The sequence below is a fragment of the Naumannella cuiyingiana genome (genome assembly GCF_013408305.1).
GTDB classification, from domain to species: Bacteria; Actinomycetota; Actinomycetes; order Propionibacteriales; family Propionibacteriaceae; genus Naumannella; species Naumannella cuiyingiana.
In genome coordinates this window covers 3,322,200-3,334,094 of the sequence record NZ_JACBZS010000001.1, presented here as the reverse complement: position 1 = coordinate 3,334,094, position 11,895 = coordinate 3,322,200, and the positions used below count along the sequence as shown (strand labels likewise).

The 11,895-nt window shown below is 72.1% G+C and carries 9 protein-coding genes; 2 read left to right on the top strand and 7 right to left on the bottom strand.

What is annotated here, in order from left to right; genetic code table 11:
- The first annotated feature begins 26 nt into the window (after positions 1 to 26).
- A complete protein-coding gene (locus GGQ54_RS15660) occupies positions 27 to 317 on the top strand; it encodes an antitoxin (RefSeq protein ID WP_179446660.1) in 291 nt (96 codons plus the stop codon).
- 24 nt (positions 318 to 341) lie between these two features.
- Here the strand turns inward: GGQ54_RS15660 and GGQ54_RS15655 are convergent, their stop codons facing one another.
- From GGQ54_RS15655 to GGQ54_RS15625, 7 genes are all read right to left on the bottom strand, one after another.
- Complete coding sequence (locus tag GGQ54_RS15655) at positions 342 to 1,166, bottom strand: sulfurtransferase (protein ID WP_343045991.1); 825 nt, start codon at positions 1,164 to 1,166, stop codon at positions 342 to 344.
- On the bottom strand, positions 1,150 to 2,040 hold the full coding sequence (locus GGQ54_RS15650) for a Gfo/Idh/MocA family protein (protein ID WP_246292663.1): 891 nt from the start codon (positions 2,038 to 2,040) through the stop codon (positions 1,150 to 1,152). The genes GGQ54_RS15655 and GGQ54_RS15650 overlap by 17 nt, the downstream gene beginning before the upstream one ends.
- Positions 2,041 to 2,077: 37 nt before the next feature.
- Entirely contained in the window at positions 2,078 to 2,737 is a 660-nt protein-coding gene (locus GGQ54_RS15645; protein ID WP_179446203.1) for a thymidine kinase, read from the bottom strand.
- 37 nt (positions 2,738 to 2,774) lie between these two features.
- A complete protein-coding gene (locus tag GGQ54_RS15640) occupies positions 2,775 to 5,525 on the bottom strand; it encodes a glycosyl hydrolase family 95 catalytic domain-containing protein (protein ID WP_179446202.1) in 2,751 nt (916 codons plus the stop codon).
- Between the two features lie 124 nt (positions 5,526 to 5,649).
- Positions 5,650 to 6,804 carry an alkaline phosphatase family protein gene (locus GGQ54_RS15635; RefSeq protein ID WP_179446201.1) on the bottom strand — a complete coding sequence of 385 codons (1,155 nt, stop codon included), beginning with the start codon at positions 6,802 to 6,804 and terminating at the stop codon, positions 5,650 to 5,652.
- A complete protein-coding gene (locus GGQ54_RS15630) occupies positions 6,801 to 7,445 on the bottom strand; it encodes a DUF5998 family protein (RefSeq protein WP_179446200.1) in 645 nt (214 codons plus the stop codon). The genes GGQ54_RS15635 and GGQ54_RS15630 overlap by 4 nt, the downstream gene beginning before the upstream one ends.
- Before the next feature lie 55 nt (positions 7,446 to 7,500).
- Positions 7,501 to 10,197 (bottom strand): GNAT family N-acetyltransferase, encoded by a 2,697-nt coding sequence (locus GGQ54_RS15625; protein ID WP_179446199.1) that lies wholly within the window; start codon positions 10,195 to 10,197, stop codon positions 7,501 to 7,503.
- Between the two features lie 107 nt (positions 10,198 to 10,304).
- On the opposite strand from GGQ54_RS15625, the gene GGQ54_RS15620 reads away from it, so the two are divergent.
- Complete coding sequence (locus GGQ54_RS15620; RefSeq protein WP_179446198.1) at positions 10,305 to 11,819, top strand: hypothetical protein; 1,515 nt, start codon at positions 10,305 to 10,307, stop codon at positions 11,817 to 11,819.
- Positions 11,820 to 11,895 lie beyond the last annotated feature (76 nt).

The window sequence follows — 11,895 nt, the reverse complement described above, 5'->3', positions numbered from 1 at the left end:
GGACACGACAGGAGCGCGACGTGAGCATGTTCGACAACCTCAAGGGCAAGGCCGATCAACTGCGCGAGAAGGCCGAGGGCTTCATCGACGAGAACGCCGACAAGATCAAGGACGGCATCGAGAAGGCCGGCGACTTCGTCGACGAGAAGACCGGTGGCCGGTTCTCCGAGCAGGTCGACAACGTGCAGACCGGCGCGGCGAACCTGGTGGACAAGGCGTCGACGGACGACACCCCGGCGGCGACCGACCCGATCGCCACCGACCCCGTGCAACCCGGCACCGGCCCCGCGCCGCGGGACACCCCGCCCGCCGGCTGACCCGGACGAGCCGTCGGCGCCGCCTCACTCCCCGCCGGTGGCCACCGGACGGGCGGGATCGGCGATCCAGTCGCTCCACGACCCGGCGTAGAGGCGTACCCCCGCGATGCCGGCGAGCCGCAGCGCAGCCAGGGTGCGGGCCGCAGTGACGCCGGAACCGCAGTAGACGACGTCCCCGGGTGCCACCCTCGCCAACCGTTCGGACAGCGCCGGCTCCGGCAGGAAGCGTCCGTCCGCCGCATGCAGTCCCGCATCGGGCAGATTCCGCGCTCCCGGCACGTGCCCGGCGACCGGATCCATCGGCTCGACCTCGCCGCGGTAACGCTCCGCCGCCCGCACGTCCCACACGTTGTGCCCCGCGGCGAGCACGCCGGCGATGTCGTCGGCCCCGACCACCTCCGGCCAGTCGTCGCCGGCCGCCGTGAAATCGCCCGGTTCGACGGGCGGCGTCTCCCCCGTCTCGATCTCGCCACCGCTCCCGACCCAGGCGGCGTACCCGCCGTCGAGCAGTGAGACGTCGAGATGACCGGCACCGGTCAACATCCACCACAGCCGCGCCGCGGCCAGCCCGTCACCGCCGTCGATCACCACGACCGGACGGTCCGCCGAGACACCGTGCGCGCGCATCGCCGCCGCGAAGTCCGCGATCCGCGGCAGCGGGTGGCGCCCGGCCCCGAGGTCATGGTCGGTCAGTTCTGTCTCGAGATCGACGTAGCGCGATCCGGGCAGGTGGCCGGCCGCGAACTCGGCGCGACCGGGTCCGCCGGCCAGCGACCAGCGCGCATCGAGCACCTGCGGCGCCGCTGCGCCGCCGAGACGGCGCCGGAGTTCGTCAGCGGTGATCAGCACGCTCGGCCTCCTCCAACAGCTCGGTGATCCGGACCCCCAGCACGAGATCGGCCGGGTGCGGTTCGCCCGTGGCGAGGGCGCGGGCGGCGAGTGCGAATGCCTCGCTCGGTTCGGTACGCCACGGCGGCATCTCCGCGATGCCGGCGCGACCCCAGAAGCCGTTCGCATTGCCGGCGGCCGCCGGCGGCGAGAACAGCGACAGCGTGGCAACCGAGGTCGCTCCGCCACGATGCACCGCGAGCAGGTTCACCACGTCGGCGACGCCGCGATTCATGATCAACTCCTCGACATCGCCGAGCACGGTGATCATGGTGGACAGCGCGTGCGGTCCGAGATCCCACAGGGCGCCACGCTCGCGGCGCCAGGTCGATTCCGCATACGGGCTCCCCGGCTGATCGATCGCGGAGATCATCCGCAGCCAGCCGCCGGACCAGCCACCGGTGGCGGCGAGTTCGTCGAGCCAGGCCCGCTGTTCGGGCAGGAACAGCCGGGTGAAGAAGACGAGGGCGCGCACGCCGGATCGCTCGACGGCGTCGGCCACCGCGCGGGCGTCGGCGGCGCTCAGCGCGACCGGTTTGTCGAGCAGCAGATGCCTGCCCGCCTCGGCCGCCCGCACCGCAAGGCCCGCCTGGACGTCGGGCGGTACGGCGATGGCCACCGCGTCCACGTCGGCGAGCAACCCGTCCAGGTCGGGGTAGCTGCGAACCCCCAGATCCGCCGCCAGCGCCGTGGCACGTTCCGGGTTGCGGCCCCAGACGCCGGCGAAGTCCACCTCGGGGGCCGCGGCCAGGCCCGCCGCGTGTGTTTCCCGCGCCCAGTGCCCGGTGCCGATCAGGCCGACCCGCAGGCGCTTCGGCGTACCCAACTCAGTCATGGCGACACCCTGTCATGCCGGCTCCGCCCCGACACCCTCAGTCCTCGCCGAACGGCAGCGGTTCGGGGCTCAGCGTGGCCTGCGCGACCGCGCGGGTCATCCGGCGCCGATGGTGCTGGCGGCACAGCACCTCGTAACTAACCACCTGATCGCCGACCGCGGTCGGCTCCTCGGTGTCGCCGACCACCACCTGACTGCCCTCGGTGACCATCCGCCCGTCGACCACCCGCGCGTTGTGGGTGGCGCGGCGCCCGCACCAGCACAACGGCTGGACCTGCAGGGTCTCCACCCGGTCGGCGAGCTCGACCAGCCGCCGCGATCCCGGGAACATCCGGGTCTGGAAGTCGGTCAGGATGCCGAAGGCGAACACGTCGAGCTGCAGATCGTCCACCACCCGGGCCAGTTGGTCGATCTGCTCGGCCGAGTAGAACTGGCACTCGTCGCAGACCAGGAAGTCCAGGCGCTGACCGGATGTCAGCGCCGACACGACGCGGCGGAAGAAGTCGAACCCCGGGCCGACCTCGCGGGCCGGGCTGGCCAGCCCGAGACGCGACGACACGAGCGACTCCCCCGCCCGGTCGTGGCTGGTGAACAGCTCGCCCGCCCGCCCGGCGACCCGCTGCGTGTGATGTACCTGCAGCGCCAGGGTCGACTTGCCGCAGTCCATCGGGCCGGTGAAGAAGACGAGTTCTGCCACGTGGGCCCATTCTGCCGTCTCCCGCACCGCTGGGCTCTCAACGCCGCGGGGTCACCTGCCGCTCGGCGCCGTTCACCCGAACCGTGACCGGCGAGGCGTCCGCGGCCCGGTCGGCGGTCACCGTGAAGTCGGTCACCCGACCGCCTCGCCACGTGCAGTCCACGCGATGGCCGCCGCGCGCCCGCAGTCCGCGGAACGAGCCGTCGGCCCAGGCCTTCGGCAGTGCCGGGAGCAGCTCGATCACTCCCGTGTGGCTCTGCAGCAACATCTCCGGGATCGCGCCGGTGATGCCGAGATTGCCGTCGATCTGGAACGGCGGGTGGGTGCAGAAGAAATTCGACAAGGTGTTGAACCGCAACAGGCCCCGGATCATGGTGCGGGCCTTCTCCGCCTGGCGCAGCCGGGCGAACAGCGCGACCCGCCATGGCCAGGTCCACGATCGCCGGCTGTCTCCGGTGACCGAGTCCTCGGTGAACGGCTGTCCCTCGCGTACGCCACAGCGCGCATCGAGCGAGACCAGGGCCGCGGCGGCCAGCTCCGGAGTCGTGTCCGGGGTGATCTGGCGACCGGGGTAGACCGCGAAGAGGTGCGAGGTGTGCCGATGCACGTCGGCCGGATCGTCGCGGTCGGTCTGCCACTCCTGCAACTGTCCCCAACGGCCGATCTTGTTAGGCGCCAGCTTCTCCTGCAGCTTCGCCACCCGCGCCCGGTAGTCGGGATCCAGACCGAGGACTTCCGACGCCTCGCGGTAGTTCTGGAACAGGTCCCAGATGATCTGCTGGTCATACATCACCCCGTCCTCGCGCGGGCCGTGCTCGGGCGACCAGCCGTCCGGGGCGTACAGCAGACCGTCGTCCTTGGTGATCAGGCGGTCCTCCCAGAATTCGCAGACCTCCTTGAGCAGCGGGTACGCCAGGTCGCGCAGGTAGGCCTCGTCGCGGCCGAAGGCATAGTGCTCCCACAGGTGCTGGGCGTACCAGGCGCTGGCCACGGTGTTCCACTCCCAGGAGTTGCCGCCGAAGATGCTCTGCGAGGTCCGGGCCGTCCAGCCGCGAACCTCCCCGAAGGCATTGCGGGTCGCGACCCGGCTCGGCACGGCCACCTGGCGGATGTACTCGACAAGCGCGACGTGGCTGTCCGCCAGCGCCGTGGTCTCCGCGCCCCAGTAGTTCATCTGCAGATTGATGTTGGTGTGGTAGTCCGATGCCCACGGCGGCTCGTTGCTGTTGTTCCACAGGCCCTGCAGATTGGCGGGCAGGCCGCCGGGCTGCGAGCTCGAACCGAGCAGGTAACGGCCGTAGCCGAACAACTGCTGCTCCAGGGCCGGGTCGTCCTCACCGTCGTCGTAGCGAGCGAGTCGCACATCGGTCGGCTGGGCGAGAACCTCGTCGGCCGTGCTGCCCCAGTCCACGGCGACCCGCTCGGCGCGTTCGGTCGCCTCCTCGGCGTGCTCTGCCCACAGTTCGTCGAACGTGCGGTCGGCCAGGTCGGTGAGCGCGGCGTCGATCCGTGGGAGCGGGTCCTCCCCGCGCCAGTCGTCGGCCGCGCTCATCCGGTAGTTGGTGCGGGCATCCAGCAGCAGCGTGACCGTGGTTGCGCCGGCCAGTCGCAGCCGGTCGCGATCGGCGCTCACAGTCCCGTCGGTGTCGGTGATCTGGATCCGGCAGGCGAACTTCAGTTCGTTGGCCATCTCCCCCGCGAAGCCGAGCGCGCGGGCGTCGGCATCGGCGGCGGTCTCGGCGCCCTGGGCGGAGGTGAGCGCGAACACGGCGTCGAGCGCGCCTGCGGTGTCGGTGCGATAGCGCAGTACCAGGACATCGGCCGGCCGGCTCGCGAAACACTCCCGGATCACGGTTGCCTTCGACGTCCGGAACGCCGTGGTCTGTACGGCGGCCCGCGGGTCGAGGCTGCGGCGGTAGTCGCCGAAGGCCACCGCCGTGGCGGAGTCGATCCCGTCACCGGTCAGCCCGATGCCGGCGAGCTCGAGGCGCTGGCTGCGGCGCTCGGTGGTGAACACGAAGCGGTAGCTGCGGTACGCCCTCGGCTGCGCGACGGTGAACTCGGTCGGCTCGCCGCGGCCGGCAAGGGCGCCGGCGCGTTCGTCGAGCACCGTCCAGGCGTACCCGTCGGCCGAGCCCTCCAGACGCCAGCCGACCGGATCGAACCGGGCGCGACCGCGCACCGTGCCCGGCGTGAGGGAGTAGCGGCGCACTGTCGCCGTGGCCTGCAGATCGACCTGCCAGATCACCTCGGGCGCCCGGGCCGGGCGCCACAGCGTCTTGGTGCCACCGGTCAGGGCGCGCAACGGGTCGGCGTGACCGGAGCTGACCACGCCCGGCGTGCGCACGAACAGCCGCGCGGCGCCCGACTCGGCTCCGAACCGGGCGGTGAACTCGCCGAAGTCTCGATAGCAACCGAACCCACGCACGCTGAGGTCGAAGGCGGAGTCGGGCTGGCCGGCGAGCGCATTGTCGTAATTGTTCAGCCCGCCCCACAGGCTCTGCTCGTTGAACTGCATCCGCTCGTTCGCGGGGTCACCGAACAGCATGGCGCCGAGTCGCGCATTGCCGATGGGCAGCGCCTCGGACTGCCAGTCGAGCCCCGGCCGCGCGTACCACAGCGCACCATCGGGCACGGCCGGTAGCTTGCCCGCGGCCAGCGGGCCGGTGGGCGAGGGTGCGGCGTGGGCCGGTAGGACGCGCAGTGCCGGCGCGGCCGCCGAGACGAGGACGAATGCCCCGCCGGCCTGTAGCAGTCGACGGCGGGTGGGGTCATGGGGACGAGACATCAGACACTCCCGGGGGGATCATGCGGGGACTGGGGGCCATCTGCGGACTCGTCGGCGGACGACGCTGACCGCTGGGCCAATCCTTACACAAAAAGATCTGATGTCTAGGGCAGGCCGGTCGCTGTCAGGGCTGCAGCAGCGGCACCAGCATCTCGGCCGCGGTCAGCGAGCCGTGCATCCCGACCAGACCGAACTCGCCCGGCATCTCGCGGGTCATCACCGCCCAGTTGCCCGCCATCGCCACCAGCACGTCGCCGAATCGCGCCGCCACTCGCGGGTCGAGCTCGCCCAGCCAGCCGTCCTCGACGGCCTCGTCGCGGGTGCGTACCCAGGCGCGTTCGCCCAATCGGCGGGCCCAGCGCTCCCCCACCTCGACCGCGGAGACACCCTGGTCGAGATAGATCTGGCGAAACCGGCCCTCGCCGGCCAGCCGGTGTACTCCGTCGAGCAGGCCGGTCTCATCCTGGACCAGCAGCCGGTTCTCCGCCGGCACGTCGACCATCCCGTGGTCGCCGGTGATGATCAGACGCACGTCCTCGGGAAGCTCGGCCCGCAGCCACGAGGCCCAGCGATCGATCCGGATCAGACACTCCAGCCACTCCTCGGACTGCCACCCGTAGGCATGCCCGCAATGATCGAGCTCGCGTTCGTAGGCATAGACCAGGGTCTGCGGGGCCCGGGTCGCGGCGGCGGCCACGGCCTCGATCCGCTGCGCGGAGTCCGCGTCCTCGGCGACGCCGACGAAATCGCCGCCGCGCAGGCCCGCAACGGTGAGCACGCTGTTCTCGAACCTGCTCGGCAGCACCGAGGAGACGGCAACCCCGGAGGCCGCGAGGCGCTGCAACTCCGTCTCGCGCGGCTGCAGTTCCAACGGGCCGAGCGCCGACTCCCAGAACAGCGGCGCGACGACCTCGCGCTCCTCGGGCAGCCAGAAGGTGAATCCGGCAACGCCGTGCTCGCCCGGCGGCAGGCCCGTGCCGAGGCTGGTCAGGCTGGTCACCGTCGTGCTGGGCACCGCCGCGGTGATCACCTGGCCCCCGCGACGCAGCGCGCCGGCGAGGAATGGTGCACGCGAGGCGACCTGTTCGAGCTGTTCGGTGCCGAGCCCGTCGATCAGCAGCACCACGAAGCGCTCGCCCGGACCGATCCCGACCCGATCCTCGCCGCCGTGGCCGAGTTGGTGGGCGATGCTGGGCAGCAGATCCGCGAGGGTACGCGTGCCGTAGTGCGGGACCACGGGCAGCTCGGTCGGGACGGAGGTTGTCTCGTCGCGGCTCACCGGGTGGCCGACCCCCCGAGGCCCCCGGATTGTTCGACCGGGCCGGAGACGGAGCGCACGCCGCCGACCCCGGTCCGCTGCTGCAGCAGGGTGCCCAGGTGGATCAGATCGTTGACCGGGCCCTGACCATCGGCGGCGACACTCATCCGCACCATCAGGTCCTCCGTCGTCGAGGTGCCGGTGTAGCCGTGGTCGGCCTCGCAGTTCGGGTCCGAGCAGCCGGCCGGTTCGAGGTCGATCCGGTTCATCACGCCCCAGCCCACGGTCAGCCAGGCCTCGGCCGTGGAGGCGCCGGGACGATAGCTCTCCGGAGCGGTGACCACGCGCGTCACGGTGACGCTGCCGATCCGGTCCAGCCGCACCGACTCCGTCGAGGAGGCGGCCTGCGCATTCGGGCCCTCACCGGGCTGCTCGTCGGTGTGACCCACCAACAACCGCGTGGGCGTCAGCACCAGGATGGTCAGGTGGCGCCGGATCTCGTCGCGGTTGAAGGTCGGCTCGTGGTGCACCACGAACGCATCGATCGGTTCGTCACCGAGGGCCAGCAGCACCGTGTCCTCGACGAGATCGGGGAAGTACCCGCAGGCGTCGATCTCGGCGCGCAGGGCGGCCCGGGATCCGGCTCGTTGCAACGAAGTCACCGATCCATTCTCACACGCTCGGCGCCCGGTCACTGGCCGCGCCCCGGTCCGGGCCTCAGCCGAGGCGCCGGGACCGGGCGTCGCGTTCGTCGGCCGTCGGCGCGAGGGTGATCCGCGCGCCGGCGACGGCGACCTGGTGGGTCGAGGCGATCACCGGGCTGAGGGTGCACTGCGCGACCTGCGGCAGATCCGCGGCCAACTGGGCCAACCGGTGCAGCACGTCCTCCACCCCCGCGACGTCGACGCCGGCCGCCCCGTGCCGGCCGAACAGCACCGGCGCCGCCCGCAGGTCGCGGACCATCGCCCGCGCATCCTGGGTGGTCAGCGGCGGTACGCGATAGCTGGTGTCGCCGAGCAGCTCCTCGGCGATGCCCGCAACGCCGACCGAGATGATCGGCCCGAACGAGGGATCCTCGCGGCTCCGCAGCACCAGCGAGGTGCCCGGGGGCATCATCGCCTGGACGACCGGCCGGGCGATCTCGGTCCAGTCCGGCGCGCCCTCGGCGGCGTCGGTGGTGACCAACTGGGCGGTGACGTTCGCCAGGTCGCGCCAGGCCTCGGCCATCTCGTCGGGGTCATCGATGTTGCGATGGACGGCGGCGAGATCGCGCTGCCCGCGGACGGCGGGCGAGGACGCCTTCAACACCACGCTCCAGCCGAGGTCGCGGGCGCGCTCGTCGGCGTCGGCGAGCGAGGAGACCGGGTAGCTCGGCACCGGGTTGATCCCATAGGCCCGCAGGATCGCGGTCGTCTCCTCCGGGGTGCACTCGCGCCCGTCGGGCGCCTCGCGCAGCACCGCCGAGATGACCCGGCGAGCGGCGGGCACGTCGTGATCGAGCAGCGGCACCGCGCCCGCGTCGCGGTCGCGCCAGCGGGCGTACGCCGTGGCCGCCGCGAGCCCGGCGAGCGCGTCGACATAGCTGCTGAACACCGGCAGTTGTCCGCGGCCGTCCGGCCGGTCATCGGCGGGGACGCTCTCGTCGAAGTCGACGAAGACGCCGAGCAGCGGCTTGTCGGTCCGCCCGGCCAGGCCGCCCAGGGCCTCTCGCACCCCGCCGCCGAGCACCCCGAACGGATCGACCGTGGCGACCAGCACGGCATCGCTGTCCTCGGCGCCCAGCGCCCGTTCCGCCGCGTCGACATAACCCTGCGGCGTGGTGTCGCGCGGCACCAGCACCGGATCGTCGGCGATCAGGCCCGACCGCTCGGCGAACCGTCCCATGTGCCGCAGCAGCGAGGGCGAGTTGCTGATCAGGCGTACCCGCTCGCCGCGCGGGAGCGGCTGCCGGGCGAGGATCAGGGCGACGGCGAGCATCTGGTCGCGCCGCTCGGAGACGATCACTCCGGACTGTCGGAACAGCGCATCGATCGCCTCCGAGGGAGCGGCGGCGAGGCCACCGCGGGCGCCCTCGTGACTGGCCCGCTGGGACCGTCCCGGCGCGAACAGCACCACCGGCTTGCGCCGGGCGAGCCGGCGCACGATCCGGGAGAACTTGCGCGGGTTGCCGATCCGGTCCACCGACAACACGCAGACCGCCGTGTCGTCGTCGTCCTGCCAGTACTGCATCACGTCGTTGACCGAGACATCGGCATAGATGCCGGAGCTGAAGAAGGTCGAGATGCCGACGCCGTCACGGTGGGCGGCGGTGAGCAGGGTGACCGCGATCGGCGAGGACTGGGTGAGCAGCCCGATGGCGCCGGGCCGCGGGGCGGGTGCGGGGCTCGCGTTCATCCGGACGGCGGGGTCGGTGTTGATCAGGCCGAGCGCGTCCGGACCGAGCATCCGCAGTCCGTAGGAGCGGGCCATGCCGACCAGGTCCTCGGCGAAGTCGCGCGGCCGGGTCCGCGGGTCGGGATCGCCGCCGGTCAGCACCACCACCCCGTGGGCCTTGTGGTACGCCGCATCGAGCAGCAGCGCCCGGACCTTCGCCGCGGGCGCACAGACCACGACGAGATCGATCTCCCCTTCGATATCGGCCATCGATGCCGCGCGGGTGACCGTGCCCGCCGCCGGCAGGTCCGAGCCGACCATGATCACCTCGCCGGTGTATCCGGATCCGGCGAGCTGGCGCTCCAGCAGCGCGATCCGGTCGGGTACGCCGACCAGCGCGAGGCGGGCCGGGCTGACCAACCGGCGTACCGATGCCGCCTCAGCCCGGTGTTCGCGCCGCTCCATCACCCCGACCGCGGTGTCCGTGGCGAGGATGGGGAACTCGACCATGATCACGCCGTCGTCGAACTCCTTGTGCACGTGATAGCCCGCATCGGCGAAAACCTGCGCCATCCGCCGGTTCTGCGGCAGGACCTCGGCGACGAACCGGCCGATCCCGCGCTGCCGCGCGGCGACGGCCAGGTGTTCCAGCAACAGTTGCCCGATGCCGCGGCCCTGCTGGGAGTCCTCGACCAGAAAGGCCACCTCGGCCTCGTCCGGCCCGATCCGGTCGAACCGGCCGACGGCAAGCATCCGCTGCGTACCGTCCGGATTCGCCACCGTGATGATCAACGCGACGCGATCGACGTGGTCGACCGTGGTGAACCGCTGCACATCTGATTCCGACAGCACCGGATACGGCGCGAAGAACCGCAGGTACTTCGACTCGGGCGAGACCCGCGCATAGAACTCCACCAACAACCCGGCATCGGCCGGGGTGATCGGGCGCAGATGGGCGACGGCCCCGTCCGACAGCAGGACATCGGCCTCCCACTCGCGCGGATACGCTCCCTCGGCTGGCTCCGGCCGTGGTGTCGTCACGGCGCAAGCGTACGGGCTGGCCACCCCGGGGCAGCAGATCCCCGCGCGGCGTCGCCGGCCACTTCACCTTGTCGCACGCCCGAGTGCGGCCGCGTAGGCTGCCCGCCGTGTTCACCCGGCTCCACCCGTCGCGCTGGTGGCTGCCCGTGCTCGGCGCGGTGCTCGGCGGCGCCGCGTTCTGGCTCGTCCGCGACAGCCTCGGCGACGACATCTACATCACGCTGTCCTACGCGCGGAACCTCGCGGTGCGCGGCGAGTGGGGCCTGGTGCCCGGCATCACGGCCAACTCGGCCACCTCGCCGCTGAACGTGTTGACCCTCGCCGCGCTGACCCGGGCGTCGCTGCTCAGCGGCGCGCCGCACGCGGTCGCGGCGCTGGGCGCCCAGTCGGTGCTGGCCGGCGCGCTGCTGGGCTGGGCCTGGTCGCGGCTGGTGCGCGCGGCGAGGATGCCCGGCTGGGTCGGCGCGGTCGGCCTGGTCGGCGCGGCCACCAATCCCTATGTGGTGTCCTCGCTCGGCCTGGAGGTGCTGCTGATCCCGACGGCGCTCGCCTGGCTGGTGGTCGCGGCGGTCGAGCGGCGCCCCGTGCTCTACGGCATCGTCGCGGGCCTCGCGGTGCTGGTCCGGCTCGATCTGATCGTCTTCGTGCTGGTGATCGCCGTGGCGGCGGGCGCGATCCGGCGCCGGCTGTGGCTCTCGGCGGCGGTGGGGGTCGCGGTCACCGTGCCGTGGTTTGCCTACAGTTGGGTCGCGCTCGGTTCGTTCATCCCCGACACGCTGGTGATCAAGCAGGCCCAGCGCGGGCTGTTCGGCGAGTGGACCTTCACGACCGGGCTGGTCCGCCACTTCCATTCCGATCCGGTGCGGGTCCTGGTCGCGGTGGCGATCGCCGCGCTGGGCATCACGTTGACGCTCGCGTGGTTCGGGGTGCGGTTCGCCCGACGCTGGGACTCCTTCGGCGTACCGTCGGCCTTCGCGGCGCTGGGCTGCGGCGCGATCGGCTACTACGTGGCGTATTCGCTGCTCGGCGTCGGCCCGTACTCGTGGTACTACGTCGCGCCGATCACCGGGCTGACCATGGCGGCGGTGCTGCTGCTCGGCCGGTGGTACGCCCTGGCGCGCGGCAGCGCCGATCTCTCGGTCCGGGTGCCGCTGGCCGCCCTGTGCGCGTGCGCGGCGCTCGCCGCGGCGGGCATCGCGATCGACGTTCGGCCGGGCGTACCGTGGCCGTCCTCGCGGGTCACCGGCAACTGGGCATCGGCCGCCGAGTACGCGCGGATCGGCCGCGCCGTCGGCGAGCGGGTCGGCGACGCCGGGGTGAGCGGGCCCGGCGAGATCGGCACCCTCAGCTACTTCTGCGAGTGCCGGATCTATGACCGCTTCTCCGACCGCGGCCGCACGGCGCAGACCATCCGCGAGCGGCTGGCGGGCGCCGGCACGGTCGAGCGGGCGCTGCTGGAGTTCAACTACCGCTGGCTCGACCTCGACCAGCAGCCGCGGCCGACCGAGTTCATGCTGCGCTATGCCAGCGACCACGCCAAGGGCCCCGACGTGTGGAACGTGTCGGAGTCCACCCGCGGCGATGGGCACTTCGCGCTGGTCCGCGCCGACGAGGCCCGATGATCACCGCGGGGATCACCGCGGCAGGAGCCGGTCGGGCTCCGGGTCCGGGCAAGTGCACGGGGCGCAATTGAGTAGG

Bases quoted from the DNA above. Each gene is read 5' to 3' on its own strand.
- GGQ54_RS15650 (WP_246292663.1), bottom strand. From the start codon at position 2,040: ATGACTGAGTTGGGTACGCCGAAGCGCCTGCGGGTCGGCCTGATCGGC.
- GGQ54_RS15660 (WP_179446660.1), top strand. From the start codon at position 27: ATGTTCGACAACCTCAAGGGCAAGGCCGATCAACTGCGCGAGAAGGCC.
- GGQ54_RS15640 (WP_179446202.1), bottom strand. From the start codon at position 5,525: ATGTCTCGTCCCCATGACCCCACCCGCCGTCGACTGCTACAGGCCGGC.